The following is a 24,011-nucleotide window of genomic DNA, read 5'->3' on the forward strand; positions in this document are numbered from 1 at the left end:
GTTAGAGAAGGGGATAAGCCGTTTTTAAATGAAAATCTCCATTTATTCAATTTGTTAAATAAATGGGTCAGGTTTTATGACTTGCTCAGAACCCCTTAGATACAATAGCTTCCTTTGTGAATGATGAGTACTGTAATAAATCCAAGGCCGGATTTGCCGATGTTTTGTAGGACGTGTCATGAAGATTGGTGAGAGACTGATCGCCAAAGGGGCGATCGGGCGCGAAGACTTAGAGCGAGCCCTGGAGGTACAACGTCAGGCCGGTGGACGTCTGGGCTCCATCCTGGTCAGGATGGGGGCTGTCTCTGAAGATGCGGTATTGCGATCGCTGTCAGAGCAGTTGGGTTATCCCTGTGTCGAGCCTGCCCACATGCCGGCCCCCTTGGATATCTATCAATGCCTGCTGCCTCTGCCAGTCAGGCTGGAGTGGTGGCTCGATAACGATGCCCTGTTGTGGGAGGTGGACGGTCAGCTGCAGCTGGTTGCAAAAGACCCGTTAGAGATGCAGCTGCAGGATCTCATCGCCTACCTGTTTGTGGGGCGCCCGGTGCAGTACTGGCTGGCTCGAACCCAGGACATCGACACCCTGGTGGACCAAGTCAGGCGTGAGAGTGCCGTCACCGACCTGTTCAGTAACAGCGAGCATTCGTTACAGGCGTTGATCGAAGAGGCGCCGGTCGTGGAGCTGGTCAATAACCTGCTGGCACAGGCTGTCGACAGCGGTGCATCCGATATTCACGTTGAGCCCGAAGAGCTGCGCTTCACGGTACGCATGCGGGTCGACGGCGTGCTTCATACTCATATGGTGCAACCGGCCGAGCGTTACCCGGCGATAGGGTCACGGATCAAGCTGATTGCCGGATTGGATATTGCCGAGAAGCGCTTGCCACAAGATGGCCGTATTACCTTGCGCCTGAGTGGTCAGGATATGGATATCCGTGTCTCGACGGCACCGGGTGTTCATGGTGAGTCGATCGTGATGCGTCTGCTGCCCAAGAACAGGGGAACGCTGTCGTTGGAAAAACTCGGGTTTGAGCCTGACCATCTCAGTTTGCTGCACAGCTGGTTGGCGTGTCCCAACGGGATCGTGCTGGTCACAGGCCCGACGGGCTCCGGTAAATCCACCACGCTCTATGCCGCACTCGAAGCCATGCGCGATGGTAGCAACAAGATCATCACGGTAGAAGACCCTGTTGAGTATCAAGTCTCGGGTGTGACCCAGATCCAGGCGCACAACGAGATTGGGTACACCTTTTCCCGTGCACTGCGTGCCATCTTACGTCAAGACCCCGACACCATCATGATCGGTGAGATCCGGGACCTGGATACGGCGCAGATTGCCATCCAGTCAGCCCTGACGGGTCACTTGGTGCTCTCTACCCTGCACACCAACGATGCCGCTTCTGCCTTTACCCGATTGGTTGACATGGGGCTCGAGCCCTTTCTGGTGGCGGCGTCGGTGCGTGGTGTTCAGGCGCAGCGGCTGGTCCGTCGCCTCTGTGGGCAGTGTGCCGCCGAGGACGACCACCCGCTCTTGCCACAGGGGTGGTCAAGCAGCCAACCGGCGTTTGCTGCCGCCAATTGGAAGAAGGCGGTAGGATGCTCGCACTGTCATCACACCGGCTATCGCGGGCGGTTGGGGATCTATGAGCTCGTTGCCCTGGACGGTGAGTTGCAACAGCTGGTCAACCGGCAGGCCCCCTTGCAGGAGATCAAGTCGCTGATCCGGCAACAAGGCCAGCGGACACTGTTTGAAGATGGTCTGATCAAGGCCAGTAGGGGATTAACCAGCATTGAAGAGGTGATGCGGGTCGCCTATGTGGAACACGACTGATGATTTTCCAATATGAAGGCGTAGACACGCAGGGCAACAGCCTGAAGGGAGAGCTGGACGCAGTCCATCGTCATGCGGCACTGCGCCAGCTTAGTGACAAGGGCGTCATCGTCATTGAGCTCTGCGAGCAGGCGGCCGTGGCTCGCGCGCCCTGGTTTACTCCTCGCCTGACGCGCGCTCAGTTGCTGCAGGCTCTGCATGAGTTGACCACCCTGATCACCTCAGGGGTGACCCTCTCAGAGGGGATCGATGCGCTGATTGAAGGGGGACACCATCCTCAAATTGAGCAGGCATTTCGCACCATGGGCAGAGCTTTGCAGCAGGGGGAGAGTTTTTCCGCCGCCCTTGCCCAGAGCAAGCTACCGCTGCCCGACTACCTGTTTCATCTGGTGAGGGCGGGTGAAGCCACCGGCGAGTTGGGTGAGGCGTTGAGCCGAGCCTTGGAGAAAATGCAGTTTGACCAACGCACCGGCAATGAACTGCGTAATGCCCTGACCTATCCTATCGTGCTGGTGCTGGCAGGCCTGTCGGCGGTCGTGCTGATGTTTGCCGTGGTGGTGCCGAAATTCACCGGTATGTTGGGCCACGGTAAGGTGTCGCTGCCCTGGTTGGCTGACATGGTGCTCTCGACGGGGGAGTGGTTTAACGCCAACTGGGATCTATTGCTCATCGCACTCACTCTCTGTGTGGCGGGCCTAGCCTTGGCACTGCGCTCGCGCGATGTGCGCCAGCGTCTGCTCAACGGTGTGTCACGGCTACCCGTAGTGGGTGAATGGCTCTACCAGAGTGATGTGGCAAGCTGGTCTTATACTCTGGCCGCCATGCTGGGATCCCGGGTCGAGTTACTGCAGGCACTTGAGTTATCGCGCGGTTCGTTTCGCATCCCGTTTCGCCAGCGTGGGATGGGGGAGGTGATCCGCCTGGTGCGCTCGGGCAAGAGCCTGTCGGAATCCCTCGCCGAAACCCGGCTGATCGCTCGCTCCGGGGTCAATCTGGTGCGGGTCGGCGAGAAGAGTGGCCGCCTTGCCGAGATGTTCTCCTCGCTGGCCGCCATGTATGAAGAGAACAGCAAGAACCGCATCAAGAAAGTGCTTGCGTTGATCGAGCCTCTTGCCATTCTGCTGATTGGCTCTATCATCGGCGTCATTATTCTTGGCATCATCTTGGCCATCACCAGCGTGAATGAGATGGCCGTCTAGTCAATCTGAGGACTCTCCATGCAATCACAACGTTTCTCCCGCCATCAAGGCGGTTTTACCCTCATCGAACTCTTGGTCGTGCTGGTCATTCTGGGCATGCTGGCCGGTTTGGTGGGCCCGCGCCTCTTCTCCAATGTGGATAAATCCAAAGTCAAGACGGCAGAGACCCAGGTCAAGATGCTGCGTGGGGCCTTACAAACCTATCGCCTGGATGTGGGTAGTTATCCCACTACCGAGCAGGGGCTCGTCTCTCTGATGAAGGCTCCTGCCGATGTGCCGAGCTGGCAGGGTCCCTATCTGGAAGATCAACTGCCCAAGGACCCTTGGGGCCGTGATTACGTCTACAAGAGCCCGGTCAGCAACCTGCAAGGTTTTGCCCTCTATTCCCTCGGTGCCGATGGCAAGGAAGGGGGGGACGGTATGGATGCAGAAGTCGGCATATTGGAGAAATAAGCATGCCGCAACGGGGTTTTACCCTGCTTGAGCTGCTTGTGGTACTGGTGCTGGTGGGCATGATAGCGGGGATGGTCGGTCCCCGTTTTATCGATCTCGCCGAACGTCTGCGTCATCGCAATGAGTGGCAGACACTGCAGCAACGCATCAATGGTTTTCCAATGGAAGTGCAACTGACCGGACACCCCATGACGCTGCATGAGATGCCATTGACACTACCGGCTGGATGGCAGCTCAAAACGGAGCGACCGGTACGTTATCTGCCCAATGGCGTTTGCCTCGGCGGGCAATTGCAGCTGTTGCAAGGCGACGAGGTTAAGCGCCGGATCGCGCTCACTCCTCCTTATTGCCAATGGGAGGGGCGGGCATGGTGAAGCAGCAAGGTTTTTCGTTGCTCGAGGCCATTGTCGCCTTGACCATACTGGCCGGTGCATCGATGGCGCTGTTTGGGTGGATTGGGGGAAGCCTCAGGCAACTCAACCGCTCGGAGTTCTATATCGAGTCAACGCCAGCTCTGACCAGCGCACTTGAATACCTGAAGTTTCAAGACTTGGCCTCAAGACCTTCGGGTGATTTTGTCAGTGGCGATCTGTTGGTGCATTGGCAGGCGGTTGCGATTGAAAAGGATGTTGCCGGCGTTCAGGGCAGTAACTTCTTGCTCTCGCTCTATGATGTCGAGTTAGAGGTCCGCAAGGGGCAACAGAGCCTACCGCCCCTGAAGACCCGTCTTGTCAATTATCATCGCCTGCCCGGTGTGGCCGAGAGCCAAGATGTCAATTAGCCACCAACGGGGGATGACCCTGCTAGAGTTGCTCGTGGTGATGGTTTTGCTGGCCGTCATCTCGACCCTGCTAATGCAAGGCCTGGCCGTTGCGCTGTCGACCTATGAGAAGGTCCAGCGACGGCAGTATGAAGGCGTGCCACGCATGTTGGCCTCCTCCTGGTTTGTTCAGTCGGTCGCGGCGATGGAGGCCAGGTTGGATGCAGACTCTCAGTTTAAAGGGAATGCGTCGAGCATGAGTGGAATGTCACACTCCGCTCTGGTAAGTCGTAATGGCCAGGTACAGCCTGTTACGTGGCGAATCAATCAGATGCCCGATGGCAGGGTCGCGCTTCAATATGAACAGCCGGGCATTGTCTGGACCTTGGCGCAGTGGCCAGCGGGTACCAAGGCGCAGTTTCTCTATCGCGATCACGATGGCACTCCGCAGACACTCTGGCCCCCCTCCGAGAAGCTGGCTTCTCTGGTACCCGATGGCCGAATACCCTCTGCCGTGCTACTGGAAGTGGCGCCGCCTTCTCGCCCTTCTTTACGTTGGTACGTCTCTCTTACAGGAAGACGTCTTCCCAGAATGGATTATCGAGACTTGTGATGTCGCATCGGCCCATCAACAAAAAAGAGCGGGGCTTTGTGCTGATCGCTGTGCTTGGTCTGCTCATGGTCATGAGTCTTGTTGCGGCCTTTGTCGCGGCATACGCCGAGCAGCGTACACGACAAGCCATCGTGTTGCGTCAAAGCTGGCAGGACAGGCTGGACCAGCAGTCAACCATTGCAACCCTGCTGCATCTGGTGGCTACCCGCCCAAGAGTCGCCCAGGGTTATGCGCTTTCCTCGCCCGGAGATCTGCGTCTGGCCGAGCGAAATGTGCCGGCGCTCGCTGCCGACAGCCGAGTCTATCAGGGGATCGGCAAGAGCCGGTTCGCGATTCAGGATGAAGGGGCGCTGCTTAGCCTGCTCGACCCGGATCGTGACCGTTGGCACGCCCTGCTCAAAGGCAGAGGGCTTGCCCCCCTCGAAGCCGATCGCGTGCTCGACTTGCTTCTTGACTACACGGATCAGGATGACTTGCGACGACTCAACGGCGCAAACGATGCGGACTATCTGGCTAGAGGTTTACTTAAGCCCACTCATCGACTGATGGTTGGGCCAGGGGAGTTTTTCAATTTACTGGAAGCAAATCAGTGGTCTTGGGCTCCATCACTGTTGCCTGTGTTAACGACCCGAAGTGGCCAATTGCTCAATCTTAACTCTATGCCTCTTGAGTTACTTGGGTCATTGAATGGCATTGATAGAGAGACGGCTGCAACGTTGGTGTCACTGCGTCAACAGCGGCCTTTTTCATCTCTGGCCGATGCCAATACTAGAGTTGGTAAACTTCTTCCCCTCACTGATGAGCAGGTTCCAAGTATCGTTTCTATTTATACCCGGTTGATGGTGTGGAGCGGTGATAACGAGTGCAGACAGCAAAAATGGATTGGGATATCATTGTCGCCCTCTTCAACACAGGCGCCTTGGGAAATAGATTATGCCTTTACCTTTGACCATGAGCAGAGTTGTGGAGCGCCTCAGTCGTTGGTGGTGGCACCGTTATTCCCAGCCCCAGTGGCGGGTTGATCGCCTTACTGTCACTACCGAACGATATCCAGGCTGGCGACCACGCGTTATCGTCGCTCGCTCTCTGTGTCTCTATTACTGCTGGGATCTCAACTCAGTCCCTCTCAGCCGTCGTCCTAAAGCGTTGCAGCAACAGGTGTCGCTACACTCACCCTTCTTGTCACCTGGCTATCAGGTGCGTTGGAAACGGGGGATGGCTCAAACCTGGATCTGGGATCAAGAACGCCTACAGCCTCGCTTGCCGCCTCATTTTCAGGGCAGCATTATCCCAGAAAGCCTGCTCTCTCCAGCCGCCGAAGATGGCGATCGCTGGTTGCAGGGCATCGATGGATGTGAATGGCAGCGATGGCGTGATGGCGTTCTGGTCGAGAGCCGCCTGAGCGAATGCCATGATGATACGGCTATCACTTGTGATTACACTCGGCGCCTGCCGTTACAAGGGGCCGAACGCACATGGTTGGTGATGTGTGCGGCGGCGGCTGTGGCCATGTTGCTGCTTGCGGGCCTCATGCTGCAAGGGGGCATGGCACTGCGCCATTGGCAGGCGTTGACACAGCTGGAACAGCAGCTTTCTGCTCAGGATGAGTCCGCCGTTATGGAGCAGCAAGCGCGTCTGAGAGCCGAGCGGCTGCGCCAGCGGTTACTGGCGCAACGAGCGTGGCTGCAGCAAGAGAATACCCCGCTGCTCAATCGGATCTTGGGGCAGATGCCGGCGACGGTAAGTAGTCTCCAGCAACTGACGATCCAGCCAGGTCGTATCGAGATGACATTAAATGACAGCCAACCGGATCCGAGGGGCTATGTAACGCGATTTGATGGGCTGCAGGCGGGGGCCATGGTGCTGCGTAATGTGCAGATCCAACTCAATAGCAATGGGCAAGGCGTTCGCTTTATCGCAGAGATAGACAGAGTCACCCCGGCGGGGAGAACACGCTCATGAGCCTGCAGCAACAATGGCGCCAGCTTTTGGCCGAGAGTAAAGAGCAGTGGCATACCAACGCCAGGGTGCGTTATGGCACCTTGGCGATCGGCTTGATTTTTTTGCTGTGGCTTAATCTGGTGATGAGCGATCTGCGTGCAGACTTGCTGAGTCGTGAAGCCTCGGCTCTCAACCAGCTGGCTGAATATCAGCAAAGTTCCGGTAAAGAAAGCTGGCCCGATCGGCTCGCTCAAGTGCGTCAGGGGCTGGACGCCACTGCCCACCACTTTGGCCGTGCCCAGAGCGAAGCGTTGGCCCGTGCCGATTTGCAGAGTCGCATTGCCGCCCTGCTCAAGGAGAATGGTTTGGTCCAGGGCCAGATTGAGGTCTCGAGCGCGCCAGCCTCTGATGCGGCAACGGCGCTGACGCCGCTCCAGCTTCGGATCAGTGGCAGGGCCAAGGCGTTGGGGCTGCTCAAGGTGATCAACCGGCTCGAACGCGCGGATCCGGTATTGCGTGTGGAAAATCTAACCATTAGCAATCAGGTGGGGGACGAACTGATTTATAACCTCATTGCCACCGTTTGGTTCCATCCCTTCGGAGCAACACCATGATAGTCAGGCAAAAGCAGCTCATCGCATTGGGCCTGACCACTCTGTTTTCCGCCTTGCCGCTGGGTTATTTCACGGCACCGGAAGCGGCAATAGAAAGCAATGTGGCCGCCACGCGCTGGCAGTTACCCACGGCATTGCCCGAGCTCGCCTTGGTTCAACCCGATCCACAGCGCGTAGCGCGATTTTGGCCTGTCGAACCTTCCTCAGGCACCGCCGATGGCGCGCAAAAAGAGCGCCAGGAACGCGCTTTGGGAGCAGAGGTGACCGAATGGCGCTTGATCGCTGTGATCCGTCAGGGGAGTCACCCTCAGGCCCTAGTGCTGAGTCCGAAAAACACGTTGTTGACGGTGTCGGTGGGGGCCGAGCTTGACCCACAGCAGCAGGTCACCCGCATCGAGCCGGATCTCGTGAGATGGACAACCAGTACGGGCAAGCAGGGGACCTTGGTGCTCTACCCCAAGGCACAGGCAGCTCAGGCTAATACAACACAACCCTAATTCATGGCATAAAAATAATATGGATCTTCTGTTTAAATCCGAATCCCGTGCCGGGGATTATTCCCTGACGGCAGTTGCGCCTCGATTCACACTGCTCGCATTTTCTTTAGGTATGTTGGCAGGCTGCACGATCAATACCGACCCGACGGCGCTGCCCAAGCCGATTCGTGAGCCGCAGTCGCAGTCGGTGATAAATGAGACACTGCAGAATGAGCAGGCTCAAGACCCTGCTCAACGTAAGCGAGATCGCTTCGGTGCTACCCCTAACCAACGCCAGAGTGTGCGGGTCATCACCCCTGATGACTCAGCTCTGGGGGAAGGTCTTCAGGGGGATGCCATCAGCATGAATGTGAACAATTTTCCTCTGCCTGCCTTTATTAATGAAGTTTTTGGGAATCGTTTGGGTCTTTCGTTCACTATGACTCCTGAGCTGCAGAAGAAGAACGATCTGGTGACACTTCGCATGAGTGATCCCCAGCCGCCAGCCGTGCTATTCAATACGGCACGCAATGTACTTGCTGATTATGGGGTGGAAGTGAAGTTGCGCGATGGCCTCTACACCTTTAGTGTGGCCCAAACCGTTGCTAATGATGCCTTACCAATTATGGTGAGTGGTGGTGCATTGCCTGATGTTCCCATGTCCCATCGTCCGGTGTTTCAAATAGTGCCGATGAAGGTAGTACGCAGCGATCAGATGGCAGCATGGCTCGCGGAGATGTTTGAGAATTCGCAGTTGAAGATAAAGGATGATCGCGTCATCAATGCGTTGATGCTGCGAGGTCCAGTGGAGCTAGTCAAACAGGCGAGCGAGGCCATATCTCTGTTCGATCAACCCGCGCTCAAAAGTAGCCACAGCTTAGCAATCAGCCCAGTTTATTCAGATGCCGAGCAACTGGGTAATGCCCTCATGAAGGTGCTGCAATCAGAAGGGTATGATGTCTCTGACTCACCACCATTCGGTGGGGTCTTGGTACTGAAGATGAAAGAGCTGCAGCGCATCATCGTCTTTGCCGCCGAGCCTCGCGTGCTCAGCCATGTCCGCCAGTGGGTTGAGGTGCTGGATCGCGAATCACAAGAGAAGGTAGAGAATGGGCTCTTCATCTACCAAGTCCGCAACACCCAGGCCGCTTCTATCGCCACCATGCTGGGGGCGCTCGGTTATGGGGCAAACATTCCGGCTGCGGGGGTCAACAGTAGCAATACCGTGACTGCAACTGGCGAGCAGAGTGGAACTGGTAGCCTTACTGCCGCCTCACCGGCCACGTCTGCACCGACTAGCATAGCCCCCAAGGGAGAGCAGGGGAGCGTTGTGGTAGATGGCAATCGCAATGCCCTTATCTTTAAGGGCAGTGGTCGTGAGTGGGTAACGTTGCGTCCATTATTGGATGAGTTGGACAAGCCAGTACCTTCTGTGATGATCGATGTGTTGTTGGCTGAAGTGAATCTGAATGATAAAGAAGGGCTAGGTGTCGATTGGAGTAACATTCATACCGATTTGGGCGCTAAAGATTTGATTATGGGTACTGCCAATGGAATTGGTAACACTGGCCTTAATCTGACGCTTAATAGCGCTGGCCAGACTCGTGCCAAGCTCAATGCATTTTATGAGAACAAACAAGCTGTTATCCGATCAAGTCCCAAGTTGATGGTACGAAGCGGTGAAGAGGCTCGTATTGAGGTGGGCAATGAAATTCCGGTTGTCACAGGTACCAGCCAGTCAACAGATAACCCCGACGCCCCCATCAACAAGACAGTGCAATATCGTAAGACCGGTGTGATCCTGACCATTAAACCAACGGTACAGGCAAGTGGGGTTGTTGATCTGACAATTAGTCAGGAGCTGTCTGAACAGGCGGATACCTCAACCAGCACCGATGCGTTGAGCCCAACGATCATGAATCGTAAGGTCAATACTGCTTTGACCCTGCGTGATGGGGGGTCGGTGATGTTGGCGGGACTGATCTCCAGTACTAAGGGGGAGGGGGATACCGGGGTCCCCTTGTTAGGGGATATCCCCTGGATAGGTAGCTTGTTCAAATCGAAAAGCAACAGTCAGAATCGCACCGAGCTGGTAGTGATGATCATCCCTTATGTTCTTCGTGATTTTCATGAGGCACAAAGCCTGACTGAACGTTATCAACAGCAACTTGAACTGAACAACGCTCCGACACTGAAGCGCCGTTTCTTGCCCGGCATGGCGCCGAAAGAGAGAGCAGCCGGTAGGTCAGTAAATATAACCATGCCGCTTGATGTGACATCACCGGCACAGTAATCCCGCCCGAGCTTGTTCATGACCAAAGACCCCCTCCAGGATTGGAGGGGGTCTTTTTTTATCTCTCATCGCCCAATTTGCAAGGTATGGATGTTGCTGATGTTGCTGATGTTGCTATAGAGACTGTTATAGGCATGTCCAGGAGAGCAGCTTTATATAGGAAGGGTTTCCAGGTGACGCAGTACCTCCTTGGCGTGCGTCGAGTGTGCTGAGACGCGATATGTATTGTCATTTCGCGCTTGTGTCGGGTGGTTGCCTCAGCGGCTTGCTACAGATGCGGCCTCTTGGATTACTCATCTGCGGGTATTCTCCAAAGGTTACCTGTTGATTGAACGGCGTGATGCAAGCCGCATTGGGGGCCATGGTGCGGTTTGATACAAAAAAATGCAGGTTAAAGTATTGTTGGTTTCGTTTGGGGTGGCTAAGGCAAGCCAACTTGAGGGGGAGAAGAAAAATGCGGCTTTTTTGCTCTTAGTTACTTTTTTGTCATTTTGCAACCAAGTTAATTAATTATCGTGATAGAAGTCTCAATAATGGTGGGCGTGCGAGTCTGTGTAGAGAGATGGCGCATGGTTTCTATTGAATACTCGCATGAGATGGCCCGGATCGCATTGAAACCTTGCTGCTGATTTAGTAATCAGGAAGGGTGTCAAAAGAGGTTAACTTTGTGTGATTTTTCCCACGCTTTGGTGCGTTTGGCGCTTTTCTGCGCAGCCAAGCCGCTGACAGCGCTTGATTATTTTGCTGCGACAGATATGATCAACAGGCTTTTAAGCAATAGAGCCTCATTTTTCCTGTGCTTGATTCTTCTTTCCGGAAAAAGGGCATCAGGCTGGAAAACAGGTTTTAGTCTTACCTGAGGGAGCTCGGGTTAAACTAGTTTAATTTTGGAGAATGATTCTAATGAAAAAGACACTGATTGCACTGGCCGTTGCTGGTCTGAGCTTCAATGCTGCAGCTGTTGATCTGTCCGATGCAGCATCTGTACCGGCTACCTACGCTTCTGAAATCACCCTGCCGGCAGTTCTGACTGACTCAGCTGCTAAGGACCTGGACGTAACTTTCAAGCTGGGCTTCTCTGCTACTGCTGGTGTTAAGCGTTATGTTCGTGTTGACCTGACCAATGCTGTTTTCGAAACCGCAGTTGTTAAGGGCGACCTGGACCTGACTGTTGCTGATGCACTTTCTCTGGATCCGGCTACCAACTCTGTATCCGTTGGCGGCGCCAAGGGTGACAACTATGTTGTTATCGAAATCAGCCCGCTGAAAAACCTGGCTAACGACACCAAGCTGACTCTGGCTCTGGCTGACGTTAAAGCTCTGGGTGGTGACGCTACCGTTCAATATCGTCTGTACGAGACCGGTGTTGATGCCGCTGCTGGTAGTGCAAACACCCTGGCTGCCAAATCCGGCAAGCTGTTCGGCTTCAAGTCTGGTCTGACTGCCAAAGTCACCGTCAAAGGTGCTGACAACAAGATTGACGTGACCCAAGAGTCCAAGTACTTCAACGGCGCCGCTGCTGATGCTGCCACTGACGTTGGCTCCATCTCCGTTGCAGCTACTGCTGCTGTCTTGGCTCAAGACGGTACTGCAGTTACTCTGGCTAAGCTGGTTGATACCGCTAAACTGGAAGTTGCTGGTGACTTCTCTGCCGGTCTGAAAGATGCTGATGGCAAACTGGTTGCTGGTGCTACCGCTTTTGCTGGTATCGCTGCTGGTGACACTACCGTTGCTGCAAGCAAGGCTGAATTCAAGTTTGACCCGGCTGCCGACTATGCCGGTGCTCTGACCTTCACTGTTGATGGCAAAACTGCCATCGAAGCTCAGGACATGACTGTTAAGTTTGTACCGGTTGCCAAGTCTGGTTACACCGTGTCTGCTGTGGATATGGGTGTGATTGGTTCTCTGACCAAGAACGGTTCCAGCGCCATCGCTAACTTGGTACTGGCTCCGGATACCTCCTACACCAACCTGGTACGTATCTCCAACACCTCCGGTATCGCTGGCAAGTTCTTCATCACCGCTATCGCTGATGACGGCAAGAACGTGACCTTCGCTCTGTCTGACGTAGCGGGTCAACCTGCTTCTCTGGATGCCGGTGCTTCCACCCAGCAGATGAAAGTGGCTGATATCTATGCTGCTGCACAAGCCAAAGGCCTGGCTCTGACTGGCGACAAGAAACTGCGCCTGAAAGTAGAAGGTGAAGTAGGTTCCCTGAGCCTGCAGAACTACACCGTCTCCAAAGACGGCAACGCTCTGAACACCATGAACGCATTCTAATCGTTCTTGATGCCAAAGCGTCGAGCGGGCAGCGTAAGCTGCCCGTTTTTTTTGGGCGATTTTCAACCGTCGTCAGTGGATGTCGCACCCCGTTATAGGTAGGGGGATGCTGCGCAAGGATGGATAGTCTCATCTGGCTGGTTATGTTATTATCGCGCCGCCTCGGTTTCAGCCGGGGCGAAGTTTTTTAAAGGAGTCCTCATGATCCGAGATGACAGCATTCATCCGCGTCGTTTACTTGCCTGCTGGTCCCAACGCCATCTTATCGCTACCTTGGTGCGACGCGAGGTTGCCAGCCGATATCGTGGTTCACTGTTTGGCAATTTGTGGGCGTTGTTTACTCCACTCTTTATGCTGGCTGTTTATACCTTTATTTTCAGCGTGGTATTCAAGGCCCGCTGGAGTGGTGGCAGTGATTCTCGCAGTGAGTTTGCTCTGGTGTTGTTTGCCGGCTTGATGGTTTTCAACCTCTTTTCCGAGTGTTTTAACCGTGCCCCTCGTCTGATCTTGGAGAATGTCAACTACGTCAAGAAGGTCGTATTCCCTCTCGACATCCTGCCCTGGGTTGCATTGGGCAGCGCGATGACCAACCTGCTGATCAGTTTTTTGGTGTGGATTGCTTTTTATACGATTGCCTTTGGCATGCCACCTGCCACCGCATTACTATTCCCTATCGTCATCTTACCGCTCGTATTATTAGTCATGGGCATTTCATGGGCGCTGGCCGCCATGGGGGTCTACTTGCGTGATCTCTCACAGTTGGTGGGCGTGATCAGTACCATCCTGATGTTCCTCTCGCCGATTTTCTACCCTGTGGAAGCACTGCCGGAAGAGTATCGTCATTGGCTGAATGTCAATCCGCTTACTCCAGTGATTGCACAGGTGCGTGATGTACTCTACTGGGGAAAATTGCCTTCTTGGGAGTTATATGGCGCGACATTGATTGCTGGAATTGCTGTGATGTACGCAGGATTTGCCTTGTTCCAGAAAACGCGTAAGGGGTTTGCCGATGTGCTCTGACAAAGTCGCGATTGAAGTGCGTGGTTTGAGCAAGTGTTATCAGGTTTATGAGCAACCGGTCGACCGACTCAAGCAGTTTGTGATTCCCCGCTTATCCCGGTTGTTTAGCCGTGCTGCCAGACAGTATTTTCGCGAATTTTGGGCGCTGCGGGAAATTGATTTCACGATTAAAAAGGGTGAGACAGTTGGGATTATCGGCCATAACGGGGCCGGGAAATCCACGCTGCTCCAGCTGATCTGCGGTACCCTCAATCCTTCTCATGGCGAAGTCAACGTCAATGGCCGTATTGCGGCGTTACTTGAGTTGGGCGCCGGCTTTAATCCGGAGTTCAGTGGTCGTGACAATGTCTATCTCAATGCAAGTGTATTGGGGTTGAGCAAAGAGGCTATTGATGTACGGTTTGATGAAATTGCCCGTTTTGCCGATATTGGCGATTTTATGGATCAACCAGTTAAGACCTATTCCAGTGGCATGTACGTGCGTCTTGCTTTTGCTGTACAGGCGTGCATTGACCCTGAAATTTTGATCGTAGATGAGGCGCTGGCAGTTGGCGATATTGGTTTCCAATACAAGTGTTTCAAGCGTATGGAAGCCCTGAAAGCGAAGGGGGTAACCATTTTGATGGTGACCCACTCAACAGGCAGTATTCTGGAGTATGCCGATCGCTGTCTAGTGATGGAAGGGGGACGCCTTATTGGTGATACTACTGATGTGCTGGCCGCAGTGATGGCGTATGAGAAAGGCATGATCCTGTCTCAGGAGCAAGCTGATACGTTAGCATTACCAGATATCGAGAATGATGGTGATTGCCCATCGCAGCTAGTTCTACTTGAAAAGCAAAAGAATGAGGCCAATCTGGCGCTGGGTGAGAAGCGATTTGGTTCTGCCCGCGCGATTATCGCCGGTCTGACCATTGTCAAGGCGGATGGCACACCTTTTCATGAAGAACCCCTTGTGAAATCAGGAGAAACTCTGACGCTGCGTTTTGAACTCTGGTCGAGCCAGAGTATTGAAGATGTAGCATTAGGACTTTCATTGAGTCGGGCCCAAGGTGGTGATATTTGGGGTGATAGCAATATCGCCGCTGGTCACCCCATAACCTTGAAACCCGGTCGCCAACTGGTGACTTATCAAGTGACCTTGCCAATCAATAGCGGCGATTACTTGTTGCACTGTGGTTTGGCTTCTCTCAAGGGAGGGGAGCGTGAAGAACTTGATCAACGTCGGCCGATGCAGGCGATAAAGTTCTGGTCTTCCAGAGAGCTGGGTGGCGTCGTTCACGCGCCTATTACCGTTCTGGCCTGAATTATTCGGAGTTATCAATGCTGGCTGCTTTTCTACCTCCTTATCCTTTTCGTGCCCAAGCTGCACCTTATCTTTGGTGCTATTACCGTTTACTGTGTGAATGGGCAGATGAATCAGCTTTCTTTATCACCGGGCGCGATTATGTCCGAGCTCCCACTGATTGGGAAGGTCGTTGGGAATGCGATCAGGCGGTACAATCTCGGTTGGGTTATTCTTTGCCAGTTAACGCCATGCCTGAGCAACATCACTATGCATGGCTGGATGAGAATAGATTTGATAATTGGCTGAATAAGCTTAATGGGAATCCGATAGAGGCGTTTCGGCGCTTCTTGTGTGAGCGTGATGCTGCTTTTGAGCGTGAACTTGAGGTGTTACTGGACGCTGCTCCGGCTCACCTTGAAGCCATCGTCACTATTTGTAATGTTGCTTCACTTGAGGCGGTCTGTGCTGCCCGTGGTATTCCTGTTATCCATATTGAATTGGGCCCACTGCGTGGGCCGCTGTATCGCGAGACGGGCTATGTCGATTTTCGCGGTGTCAATGGCAACTCTGAGTCAGCACAACGCTATTCCCTCTGTGATGATTGGCAATTGTCACTCACAACACGAGAGCTATTGCATTTTTTCTTGATTCATCCCGAAACTTGCCAAAAATTGCCAGCGCAGACCACTTATGAATGTGGGGCTGTGTTGCAAGTCGAAGACGACTCGAATCTGGTTGCTTATGGCAATGGAATGAGCAATCTCGCACTGCTTGCTGCCGCACGTCAGAAAGTGGCTGCACATGATCTGCTTGTTCGCGCCCATCCTGGCAGTCCATTTGCACTTAAAGCTTCACAGATTAATCTCGATAACTCACCTAATAGCCTATATTTTGTTGCTTTGTGTCGACAGATATTAACTATCAACTCGAGCGTCGGGTTGGAGGCGCTTTTACTTGACAAGTCAATAACGGTCTGGGGTGATAATTCTTACAATTTTATATTGGAAGCGCATGATGATGCTGAACGTATAAACCGTCTCGGTTTCTATCTATTTGGATATTTGGTGCCCCTCTCATTGCAACTAAAACCTGCATATTTACGCTTTCGATTGGGCCAACCTGAACAGCACGATATAATCCTTTGTCATGTGAGTGAATACATGCAACAAGATCACCTTGATCCAAAAATATTTGATGGTTTACCCTCTTCGATTCAAGCTGCTGTTTCTATACAGTTTGCCAATCTTGTTCGCGAGCATCAGGCTGATGCGCGAGCTTGGCAAGAGCGTAATACTGAATTGGTGACCGCGTTATCTGAACAAGCTGCGCTACATGCCAAGCATATATCTGATTATGAAATAGAGATCGCCCGTCAGCATCAGGAATCTCTTTCCGTCATTGAGAGTCAGCAGAAAAGTCTTGATGAGACACAACAGCAAGCAGCAATTGCATCTGAGCAGGCTCAGCTTTCATTCCGTCAGGTCCACGCTCTTGAACATCAACTCCAGCATCAGGAGGATCTTCTTCACGCTTGGCAACAACAAGTGACAACCAGTTTGTCCTGGCGGATAACAATGCCTTTTCGAGTGATGGGCCGGTTGATGCGTGGTGATGTTGTTGCATTACAACATGGCTGGCGACAAGTATGCAGCGAAGGTGGCCGGCGCGGCAAACTGGCGCGAATGATCCGCCCGTTACTGCGTCCTTTGGTTATGCTTGCCAGAGACCCATCGTTATTAATGAAAGGGTGGCGCAGTTTGCGACATCATGGAGTCAGAGAGACGTTACATCGCATTAGCCATGTATTGGGTCATCAGTCTCACTATGTCATGCCTGAGGTTATTTCTCTGGGAGATAAAGATACTGCTGAGTTAGTTATTTTAACGACTACGCATTGTGGTTATCTTGCTGAATTGATGTGTGCAAGTTTGAAGAAAGTGAATATTCAGGCTGTAGTTCAATATCAAATGCCTGAAGAAGGTTACTTGGATATCTTGCATATCGTCATCTGTCCACAGATGTTCCCTGTTTTACCTGGGCAATATATCGCTTATCAACTTGAGCAATCAGTCAGTTCTCGTTGGTTCACTGACGATTACCTTGCTCGTCTGGAGAATTCCCTAGCCATTTTTGATTACTCTTTAAAGAATATTGCCTTTTTGCAAGATAAAGGATTGAGCTATCGCCAGATCTATCATCTGCCAGTGGGTTTTCTTCCGCGCGCGCTTGCCGACTCGGTTCCTGAGACGGTTGATGTGTTATTTTATGGTGACATTAATAATGATAGACGTAGAGCCTATGTTGCGGAGCTAAAAAAGCATTTTTCAGTGAAAATCATCAATAATCTTTTTGGTGATGCGCTGTATGCTGAAATGTCAAAAGCAAAGGTGATAGTTAATATTCATTATTATGAAGGCGCGCTACTGGAAACAACCAGAATATACGAGTGTTTGTCGCAAAATAAAATTATTGTATCTGAAGAAAGTGCAGATATGGATGAGCATTCGGCATTGTTGCCCCTTGTCGATTTTGTATCAATCAATGATATTGATGAAATGGTAGAGCGAGTTCGCCATTGGGTTAACGATGATGTGAGAAGGAGTGAACACTGCGTTCGATTAAGAAAGGCATGTGCAGAGACTCCGGATGTTTTTTCATATTATTTTTTGAGAGCATTTTTAGCTCACGATCTTATTACCTATGAGCAATTTTATACTGCTGTGGGAGATTCCATTAATTTTGATTCAGATATGGTATGTTTAGGACTCCCTGAAACAGTTTCCCGACGTGCGGATTTTGATAATGACAATCATTATGGAATTCAGTATTTCCCTGGTCTAAGACATCGTCTTGGATGGGTTGGCTGTGGTTTGAGTTATAAATTTCTCTTGCATCGCGCAAAAGATATAGGGCTTGAGCGTATAATGATTTGCGAAGATGATATTGAATTTCCTGAGCATTTTTTATCTCGTCTGAAAAGTGTAAATGAGTATCTCAATGAACGAAAAGATTGGGATCTTTTCTCGGGACTGATAGCTAATTTGCATCAAGATACTAATATCTTGGCGTGTACGGACTATAATGACCAAAAATATGTCACGATTGACAAAATGACTAGTACTGTAATGAATATCTATTCAAGAGCTTTCTATGAAAAGCTCTTGGGCTGGGATGATCGAAATCATGATGCAAAAACCAATACAATAGATCGTTATATTGAAAGCCGCAGTGATCTACATGTAATTACTACACCAAAATTTTTAGTAGGACATAAAGAAGAGCTGGATTCCACATTGTGGGGCTTTAATAACAGCACATACCGTGAAATGATCGCGGAAAGTGAAAGGCTTTTGGGGCTAAAGTTAGATGAATTCAGCTCTAAGCAATCGTGATAGTATGAAAAGCAATCACTGGCTCGATGTTTGTCGAGCCAGTGCTATCCTGCTGGTTCTATTATCACATGGCAGGCGCTTGTTGCTTCCCATTTTTCCAAATGCTCAACTTTTCAAGTTTGGTGGTTTTCTCGGGGTTGAGATATTCTTTGTGTTATCTGGTTTTTTAATAGGCTCAATTCTTATAGAAAAGAGTTCTAAAAGTGATAGCCGTTGGCGCTGGATTCCTAAATTTTGGGGGCGTCGTTTTTTACGGACCTATCCTAATTATTTATTATTCTTACTCTTGAATTGGCTGATTATTGACACATGGCGACCTGAATCGGCACCAGAATTATGGCGCTATATGATATTTACGCAAAGCTTATTGTCGCCCCATCCAGGTTTTTTTGGTGAGGCTTGGAGTTTGGTAATTGAAGAGATTTTTTATTTTTTTATACCAATAATAATGCTTTTTACTTGGCAAGGTTCGGCTGTGCGGACATTGTTGATTACTCTCTTTATATTGCTAGTGTTTTCTTTGATAATGCGCATAATATTTGTGTGTTTAGATCCTAGTTTAACATTTAATCAAGTCAGATCGACAGCATTATTACGTCTTGATTCAATTATGATTGGGGTCTTAACCTCTTATCTTTATTATCATGGCAAACTGTGGCGAGATATAACAATTAAGGTTGCACCTTTCTTAGCTTTGTTGCTAATACCCGTTATTATTATCTCGATGCAGCCAGATGAAGTTATGGATGACAGCCTATTATTAAAGGTTTTATTATTTCCAATAGCGAATCTCGCTGCTGCCGGTCTGCTTGTTTTGGGTATGAATTTAAGAGTGAATAATTTATTATATAGATTTGTAAAGCCAGTGGCTAGATGGTCATATTCTGCCTATCTCGTAAATCTATTAGTATTAAGTGCTATGGGCTTCTATTTACCTAATGTGACTGAGGATACCGCTATTTTATATTGGCTTGGTTTTATATTTACTACGCTAATTGTCTCTGCGGTTATTTATAACTTTTTTGAACGCAATGTTTTACTGTGGCGTGACCACTGGATTAAATAGCATGTTTCAATCTTATTTATCTATTTCCGTGGTTACTTATTGCACTGAAAAGTCAATGATAACAAGCACTATCAAGAAATTACAAAGAGCAGTAACTGATGCTGGAGTTGCTAGTTTCTTGATAGTTGTAGACCACTCTCCATCGAGTGATTTTGCTATTCAAAATGAAGATATAAGCAAGAGTTTTATAGGTGATCATGACTTGATTTTTGCACAGTCAAATCCTGGATTTGGTGCTGGCCATAACCGTGCATTACAGACTGATGCTAAATATCATCTTATCCTGAACCCAGACCTTGAAGTTGCTCCAGATGCACTGAGAAATGCGTTTGAATTTATGGAGCAACATCCGGAATGCGGTTTATTGACACCTTTTGCTACATGGGAAGATGGTGAAGTACAACGGCTTTGCAAACGCTATCCAACCGTCTTTGATTTACTGTTGCGCGGTTTCGCTCCTGCGTTCGTGAAGAGGTTTTTCCAGACGCGCTTGGCAAAATATGAGATGGCAGATCAGCTCAATAATCATGACGTGCTGTGGGACCCACCCATTGTCAGTGGTTGTTTTATGCTATTTCGCACAGATATATTGCAGCAGCTCGAAGGGTTTGACCCTCGCTTTTTCCTCTATTTTGAAGATTTTGATATCAGTTTGCGGGCAGGAAAGATTAGCCGGATTGCTTATGTTCCTCAGGTGAAGGTCGTTCATCACGGTGGTCATGCATCCCGCAAAGGCTGGCGCCATATCTGGATGTTTGGGCGTTCTATGGTGACTTTCTTCAATATTCACGGTTGGCGTTGGTTGTAATGGCAGATATCAAAAGTGCAGTCTTGGTCACAGGAGCCAACGGATTTGTAGGTAAGGCGGTTTGTGAACACCTGATTAGATGTGGGGCGAATGTGAAAGGTGCGGTGCGAAGTCACCCGCTTGCGTCTTACCATGTTCAGGCTCCCTCTATGACTGCTGATGCCGACTGGACGGTCCAATTGCAACAGGTGGATGTGGTTGTTCACTGTGCAGCCAGGGTGCATGTGATGTCGGATACCGAGACAGATCCCCTGGCGGCTTTTCGAGCGGTGAATACAGAGGGCACGCTAAGTCTTGCCAGGCAGGCATCCGCCGCTGGAGTAAAGCGCTTCATCTTTATCAGTTCGATCAAAGTGAATGGTGAGCACACCGAACCAGGCAAACCATTTGATGAGAATGTGCAAAGTCCGCCGGAAGATCCCTATGGACGCTCTAAGTATGAGGCTGAGCACGGTCTGATGGCGCTCGCGAAAGAGTGCGGTATGGCTGTCACTATCATTCGTCCTCCTCTTATTTATGGGGAAGGAGTGAAGGCTAACTTTGCCAGCATGATGGCGTGGGTGCGCAAAGGGATCCCGCTCCCTTTTGCCCGTTTGAACAATGCGCGTAGCCTGTTGGCGTTACCTAATCTGTGTGACTTCATTGCCCATGCGATGGCGCACCCTGCCGCAGTGAACCAGATCTTTCTGGTCGCAGATTCTGTTCCTGTATCAACGTCGCAGTTGTTGGCGGCGATTGCTGATGCAGAAGGGGTTGCCTGTCGTCTCTTTTATCTCCCGCCTGGAGTGATAAGAGGGTTTGGTCGTTGTTTGGGGATTGATGCCAAGCTACAACGGATTTATGGCTCTCTGGAAATTGATACCCGCAAGGCTCAGAGCCGATTACAATGGTCGGCACCCTATTCGCTCTCTCAGACCCTATCTCTGATGGCATCTTCCCATAGTGAGTCGTCTTGATGCTGGCATTTGTTTTGTTGTCGATATTTTGTCTGTTTCTTTCAATCACCATGACCGGCCTGCTTAGGCGCTACGCCCAAACCCGTTTGCTTGACCAACCCAATCATCGCAGTTCACATCAGGCGCCCACCCCTAGAGGCGGTGGCATGGCTATCGTAGCGACCTTTCTGCTGGCGGCCCCTTTGTTTATCGCCCTGTTCCCACTGCCCTATGGCATATCCCAGAGCAGCTTCGCATTGATATGGGTTGCTGCCTTTGGCATTGCACTGGTTGGTTTTATCGATGATCACATCTCTCTCAAGCCCAAAACCCGCCTGATAGTACAAAGCATAGCGGCAACTTTGGTGGTATCTGCTGTTGATGGTTTGCCAGAGCTGATCTTCTTTGGTTGGCAGCTGGATCTTGCTTGGTTTGGTTATCTACTGGTCTGGCTGGGGGTGGTTTGGTTTATCAATCTGTACAATTTTATGGATGGCATCGATGGCTTGGCGGCCGGTGAGGCCGTTGTCGTCTGCCTGCTCATGGCGTCATTGCATTATCTGGTTGGGGATGATTGGTTTTCTGCCGGCTTGACCCCGTTACTGGGGATTTCGGCTGCGGGCTTTTTGTGTTGGAATTTTCCGCCCGCCAGGATCTTTATGGGGGATGGTGGCAGTGGTTTTCTTGGTTTGATGCTGGCTTCCCTTATGCTGCTGGATGCCGCTTCTGCCCCCCAATTCCTGTGGGCCTGGCTCGTCATGCTCGGGGTATTTGTGGTTGATGCTACCTGGACGTTACTGAATCGTTATCGTCTGAAATGTCGTCTGAGCGAGGCTCATCGTACTCATGGCTATCAATATCTGGCAAGACGTTGGCAAAGTCATCGAAAGGTGACATTGGCGGCACTTCTTGTAAATTGCCTCTGGCTTGCGCCGATCGCTGTCATGATTGTATTGGGCCAGCTTGATGGTGTGATCGGTCTGATCATTGCCTACTTGCCATTAGCTTTTCTTGCGTATCACCTGAATGCAGGAGTACCAGAATGAAAAATGAGTTTTTACCCGGTAGTAGTTGGCTATTAACCTGCTTGGGTTCACTATCACGAGCTAGCAAACGTGCCATATCTGTCGCTGTGGATATGATTCTTATCACAATTACCTATTGGGGGGCGTACTGGATCCGGCTTGAACATAGCTGGCCAATCGATAATCCCCATCATTGGGCTCTATTGGGGGCAATTATCATAGTCAGTATCAGCGTGTTTGTGCGCTTGGGGCTATATCGCGCGGTGTTACGATATGTTAGTTTTCGAGTGCTCTGGACAATCTTGCTGGGGGCGTTTCTTTCAACCTGTTTCTTCGTTATTTCTGCGTTTTACTTCGATATCTTCCTGCCGAGAACGGTATCGGTTATCTATCTCTCCTTTCTGGTGTTACTGGTTGGTGGTGTGCGGCTATTTTTCCGGGCGTTGCTTAATACTACGCGTTTGGCACGTACCCAAGTGTTGATATATGGAGCTGGCTCTTCAGGGAGGCAGCTGCAAATGGCACTGTTGCAAGGGAATGAGTTTTATCCCGTCGCCTTTGTCGATGATGATCATGCCAAACAAGGGTGCGTTATCCAAGGGTGTACCGTTTATAACAGTACCCAATTACCAACCCTGATTGACCACCATGGGGTACAGAAAATTTTGCTGGCTATGCCGAGCAGTACTAGGGCTCGTCGTCAGGAAGTAATCAATGCACTTGAGCCCCTCTCTTGCGAAGTGCTCTCTATCCCGGGGATGGCCGATCTTGTCAATGGCTCGGCCCGCATAGATCAGCTTGATGAGGTATCCATCGATGATCTATTGGGCAGAGATCCGGTAGAGCCGGTGACAAAGTTAATGGAAGCCAATATCACAAACAAAGCGGTCATGGTGACCGGTGCCGGTGGTTCCATTGGGTCTGAGTTATGTCGCCAGATCTTGCGGTGCCGACCGTCTACTCTGGTTCTGTTCGAGCTATCTGAATATGCTCTCTATGCCTTAAATAAGAATCTGCGTGAACAGTGTCAGCGTGAGCAGATCAAAACAGAGCTGGTGCCGTTACTGGGGTCAGTACAGCGGCAGCATCGCCTAAAGATGGTGATGCAGAGTTTTCGGATCCAAACGGTCTACCATGCGGCAGCTTATAAACATGTCCCGCTAGTCGAGTTCAACATCATTGAAGGAGTGCGCAACAACGTATTTGGAACACTGTATGCTGCACAGGCTGCCATTGAGGCTGGGGTGGAGACATTTGTGCTTATTTCCACCGACAAAGCCGTGCGGCCGACCAATACAATGGGGGCTAGCAAACGAATGGCCGAACTGATCTTGCAAGCCTTGACCCGTGAAAAGCATCAAACCCGTTTTTGTATGGTGCGTTTTGGCAATGTCCTTGGATCTTCGGGCTCTGTGGTGCCGTTATTCAGGCAGCAGATAGATAAGGGAGGGCCCATTACCCTGACTCATCCCGATATCATCCGTTATTTTATGACGATACCTGAGGCTGCTCAGCTGGTAATCCAGGCGGGTGCAATGGGGGAGGGGGGGGACGTCTTTGTTCTCGATATGGGTCAACCGGTGCGGATCATGGAGCTGGCCAAACGCATGATACGCCTTAGCGGTCTGACACTGCGTGATGAGCAGCGGCCCGATGGTGATATTGCCATTGAGGTGACGGGTTTGCGGCCGGGTGAAAAGCTCTACGAAGAGTTACTGATTGGTGACGATGCCAGAGGCACCGAACATCCCAGGATCATGGTGGCGCAAGAGAGCTGGCTGCCCTGGTTACGATTGCGCCCCTTGCTAGCTTCGCTGGATGAGGCCTGTCACCGTTTTGATCACCAACAAGTACGTGACATTCTTATGTATGCCCCTGCAGCCTTTGAGCCAACGGATGGTATTTGTGATCTTGTGTGGTTAGCGAGGCAGCAGCATACGATGACGGAGAACATTGTAAAGCTACCAGTACACAATGTTCATTTTTTGCTGGCTAGAAATTGAGTTACCTGTTT

Annotated in this window: 21 protein-coding genes; all 21 read left to right on the forward strand. The window is 51.1% G+C overall.

What is annotated here, in order from left to right; all coding sequences use genetic code 11:
- Positions 1 to 178 precede the first annotated feature (178 nt).
- Complete coding sequence (locus AB5Y98_RS03570; RefSeq protein ID WP_368231350.1) at positions 179 to 1,834, forward strand: GspE/PulE family protein; 1,656 nt, start codon at positions 179 to 181, stop codon at positions 1,832 to 1,834.
- Positions 1,834 to 3,033 carry a type II secretion system F family protein gene (locus AB5Y98_RS03575; RefSeq protein ID WP_368231351.1) on the forward strand — a complete coding sequence of 400 codons (1,200 nt, stop codon included), beginning with the start codon at positions 1,834 to 1,836 and terminating at the stop codon, positions 3,031 to 3,033. The genes AB5Y98_RS03570 and AB5Y98_RS03575 overlap by 1 nt, the downstream gene beginning before the upstream one ends.
- A gap of 18 nt (positions 3,034 to 3,051) precedes the next feature.
- A complete protein-coding gene (gspG, locus tag AB5Y98_RS03580) occupies positions 3,052 to 3,486 on the forward strand; it encodes a type II secretion system major pseudopilin GspG (protein WP_005302859.1) in 435 nt (144 codons plus the stop codon).
- Between the two features lie 2 nt (positions 3,487 to 3,488).
- Positions 3,489 to 3,860, forward strand: coding sequence for a prepilin-type N-terminal cleavage/methylation domain-containing protein (locus AB5Y98_RS03585; RefSeq protein WP_005302856.1), 372 nt, complete (start codon positions 3,489 to 3,491; stop codon positions 3,858 to 3,860).
- The gene (locus tag AB5Y98_RS03590; RefSeq protein ID WP_336290972.1) at positions 3,854 to 4,267 is read left to right on the forward strand and encodes a prepilin-type N-terminal cleavage/methylation domain-containing protein; all 414 of its coding nucleotides are present in this window, start codon (positions 3,854 to 3,856) and stop codon (positions 4,265 to 4,267) included. Before AB5Y98_RS03585 ends, AB5Y98_RS03590 begins: the two co-directional genes overlap by 7 nt.
- Positions 4,257 to 4,859, forward strand: a complete 603-nt coding sequence (locus AB5Y98_RS03595; RefSeq protein ID WP_005302852.1) for a prepilin-type N-terminal cleavage/methylation domain-containing protein — start codon at positions 4,257 to 4,259, stop codon at positions 4,857 to 4,859. Before AB5Y98_RS03590 ends, AB5Y98_RS03595 begins: the two co-directional genes overlap by 11 nt.
- Positions 4,859 to 5,881 carry a general secretion pathway protein GspK gene (locus AB5Y98_RS03600; protein WP_005302850.1) on the forward strand — a complete coding sequence of 341 codons (1,023 nt, stop codon included), beginning with the start codon at positions 4,859 to 4,861 and terminating at the stop codon, positions 5,879 to 5,881. The genes AB5Y98_RS03595 and AB5Y98_RS03600 overlap by 1 nt, the downstream gene beginning before the upstream one ends.
- A gap of 193 nt (positions 5,882 to 6,074) precedes the next feature.
- Positions 6,075 to 6,821: a hypothetical protein gene (locus tag AB5Y98_RS03605; RefSeq protein ID WP_240183820.1), complete on the forward strand. Its 747-nt coding sequence runs from the start codon at positions 6,075 to 6,077 to the stop codon at positions 6,819 to 6,821.
- The gene (locus tag AB5Y98_RS03610; RefSeq protein ID WP_336290971.1) at positions 6,818 to 7,414 is read left to right on the forward strand and encodes a GspMb/PilO family protein; all 597 of its coding nucleotides are present in this window, start codon (positions 6,818 to 6,820) and stop codon (positions 7,412 to 7,414) included. The genes AB5Y98_RS03605 and AB5Y98_RS03610 overlap by 4 nt, the downstream gene beginning before the upstream one ends.
- Entirely contained in the window at positions 7,411 to 7,911 is a 501-nt protein-coding gene (locus AB5Y98_RS03615) for a hypothetical protein (protein ID WP_368231352.1), read from the forward strand. The genes AB5Y98_RS03610 and AB5Y98_RS03615 overlap by 4 nt, the downstream gene beginning before the upstream one ends.
- Before the next feature lie 19 nt (positions 7,912 to 7,930).
- Positions 7,931 to 10,183 carry a secretin N-terminal domain-containing protein gene (locus AB5Y98_RS03620; RefSeq protein ID WP_368231353.1) on the forward strand — a complete coding sequence of 751 codons (2,253 nt, stop codon included), beginning with the start codon at positions 7,931 to 7,933 and terminating at the stop codon, positions 10,181 to 10,183.
- Positions 10,184 to 10,848: 665 nt separating this feature from the next.
- The gene (locus AB5Y98_RS03625) at positions 10,849 to 11,043 is read left to right on the forward strand and encodes a hypothetical protein (protein WP_139397901.1); all 195 of its coding nucleotides are present in this window, start codon (positions 10,849 to 10,851) and stop codon (positions 11,041 to 11,043) included.
- 43 nt (positions 11,044 to 11,086) lie between these two features.
- Positions 11,087 to 12,463: a hypothetical protein gene (locus AB5Y98_RS03630; protein ID WP_017783934.1), complete on the forward strand. Its 1,377-nt coding sequence runs from the start codon at positions 11,087 to 11,089 to the stop codon at positions 12,461 to 12,463.
- 201 nt (positions 12,464 to 12,664) lie between these two features.
- The gene (locus AB5Y98_RS03635) at positions 12,665 to 13,483 is read left to right on the forward strand and encodes an ABC transporter permease (protein ID WP_017783935.1); all 819 of its coding nucleotides are present in this window, start codon (positions 12,665 to 12,667) and stop codon (positions 13,481 to 13,483) included.
- On the forward strand, positions 13,473 to 14,789 hold the full coding sequence (locus tag AB5Y98_RS03640; protein ID WP_017782292.1) for an ABC transporter ATP-binding protein: 1,317 nt from the start codon (positions 13,473 to 13,475) through the stop codon (positions 14,787 to 14,789). The genes AB5Y98_RS03635 and AB5Y98_RS03640 overlap by 11 nt, the downstream gene beginning before the upstream one ends.
- Before the next feature lie 17 nt (positions 14,790 to 14,806).
- The gene (locus tag AB5Y98_RS03645) at positions 14,807 to 18,163 is read left to right on the forward strand and encodes a hypothetical protein (protein ID WP_368231354.1); all 3,357 of its coding nucleotides are present in this window, start codon (positions 14,807 to 14,809) and stop codon (positions 18,161 to 18,163) included.
- Positions 18,164 to 18,167: 4 nt separating this feature from the next.
- Positions 18,168 to 19,229: an acyltransferase gene (locus AB5Y98_RS03650; protein WP_005302832.1), complete on the forward strand. Its 1,062-nt coding sequence runs from the start codon at positions 18,168 to 18,170 to the stop codon at positions 19,227 to 19,229.
- A gap of 1 nt (position 19,230) precedes the next feature.
- Positions 19,231 to 20,037 (forward strand): glycosyltransferase, encoded by an 807-nt coding sequence (locus tag AB5Y98_RS03655; protein WP_368231355.1) that lies wholly within the window; start codon positions 19,231 to 19,233, stop codon positions 20,035 to 20,037.
- Complete coding sequence (locus AB5Y98_RS03660) at positions 20,037 to 20,993, forward strand: NAD-dependent epimerase/dehydratase family protein (RefSeq protein WP_005302830.1); 957 nt, start codon at positions 20,037 to 20,039, stop codon at positions 20,991 to 20,993. The genes AB5Y98_RS03655 and AB5Y98_RS03660 overlap by 1 nt, the downstream gene beginning before the upstream one ends.
- Positions 20,993 to 22,018, forward strand: a complete 1,026-nt coding sequence (locus AB5Y98_RS03665; RefSeq protein ID WP_368231356.1) for a glycosyltransferase family 4 protein — start codon at positions 20,993 to 20,995, stop codon at positions 22,016 to 22,018. The genes AB5Y98_RS03660 and AB5Y98_RS03665 overlap by 1 nt, the downstream gene beginning before the upstream one ends.
- The gene (locus AB5Y98_RS03670; RefSeq protein ID WP_368231357.1) at positions 22,015 to 24,000 is read left to right on the forward strand and encodes a polysaccharide biosynthesis protein; all 1,986 of its coding nucleotides are present in this window, start codon (positions 22,015 to 22,017) and stop codon (positions 23,998 to 24,000) included. The genes AB5Y98_RS03665 and AB5Y98_RS03670 overlap by 4 nt, the downstream gene beginning before the upstream one ends.
- Positions 24,001 to 24,011 lie beyond the last annotated feature (11 nt).

The organism is Aeromonas sp. s3 (assembly GCF_040907805.1).
In the GTDB taxonomy this organism is placed as follows: Bacteria; Pseudomonadota; Gammaproteobacteria; order Enterobacterales; family Aeromonadaceae; genus Aeromonas; species Aeromonas dhakensis.

Coding starts and splice junctions, on each gene's coding strand:
- AB5Y98_RS03620 (WP_368231353.1), top strand. CDS start 7,931: ATGGATCTTCTGTTTAAATCCGAATCCCGTGCCGGGGATTATTCCCTG.
- AB5Y98_RS03590 (WP_336290972.1), top strand. CDS start 3,854: ATGGTGAAGCAGCAAGGTTTTTCGTTGCTCGAGGCCATTGTCGCCTTG.
- AB5Y98_RS03575 (WP_368231351.1), top strand. CDS start 1,834: ATGATTTTCCAATATGAAGGCGTAGACACGCAGGGCAACAGCCTGAAG.
- AB5Y98_RS03660 (WP_005302830.1), top strand. CDS start 20,037: ATGGCAGATATCAAAAGTGCAGTCTTGGTCACAGGAGCCAACGGATTT.
- AB5Y98_RS03640 (WP_017782292.1), top strand. CDS start 13,473: ATGTGCTCTGACAAAGTCGCGATTGAAGTGCGTGGTTTGAGCAAGTGT.
- AB5Y98_RS03600 (WP_005302850.1), top strand. CDS start 4,859: ATGTCGCATCGGCCCATCAACAAAAAAGAGCGGGGCTTTGTGCTGATC.
- AB5Y98_RS03605 (WP_240183820.1), top strand. CDS start 6,075: ATGGCTCAAACCTGGATCTGGGATCAAGAACGCCTACAGCCTCGCTTG.
- AB5Y98_RS03650 (WP_005302832.1), top strand. CDS start 18,168: ATGAAAAGCAATCACTGGCTCGATGTTTGTCGAGCCAGTGCTATCCTG.
- AB5Y98_RS03630 (WP_017783934.1), top strand. CDS start 11,087: ATGAAAAAGACACTGATTGCACTGGCCGTTGCTGGTCTGAGCTTCAAT.
- AB5Y98_RS03645 (WP_368231354.1), top strand. CDS start 14,807: ATGCTGGCTGCTTTTCTACCTCCTTATCCTTTTCGTGCCCAAGCTGCA.
- AB5Y98_RS03595 (WP_005302852.1), top strand. CDS start 4,257: ATGTCAATTAGCCACCAACGGGGGATGACCCTGCTAGAGTTGCTCGTG.
- gspG (WP_005302859.1), top strand. CDS start 3,052: ATGCAATCACAACGTTTCTCCCGCCATCAAGGCGGTTTTACCCTCATC.
- AB5Y98_RS03615 (WP_368231352.1), top strand. CDS start 7,411: ATGATAGTCAGGCAAAAGCAGCTCATCGCATTGGGCCTGACCACTCTG.
- AB5Y98_RS03610 (WP_336290971.1), top strand. CDS start 6,818: ATGAGCCTGCAGCAACAATGGCGCCAGCTTTTGGCCGAGAGTAAAGAG.
- AB5Y98_RS03585 (WP_005302856.1), top strand. CDS start 3,489: ATGCCGCAACGGGGTTTTACCCTGCTTGAGCTGCTTGTGGTACTGGTG.
- AB5Y98_RS03670 (WP_368231357.1), top strand. CDS start 22,015: ATGAAAAATGAGTTTTTACCCGGTAGTAGTTGGCTATTAACCTGCTTG.
- AB5Y98_RS03570 (WP_368231350.1), top strand. CDS start 179: ATGAAGATTGGTGAGAGACTGATCGCCAAAGGGGCGATCGGGCGCGAA.
- AB5Y98_RS03655 (WP_368231355.1), top strand. CDS start 19,231: ATGTTTCAATCTTATTTATCTATTTCCGTGGTTACTTATTGCACTGAA.
- AB5Y98_RS03635 (WP_017783935.1), top strand. CDS start 12,665: ATGATCCGAGATGACAGCATTCATCCGCGTCGTTTACTTGCCTGCTGG.
- AB5Y98_RS03665 (WP_368231356.1), top strand. CDS start 20,993: ATGCTGGCATTTGTTTTGTTGTCGATATTTTGTCTGTTTCTTTCAATC.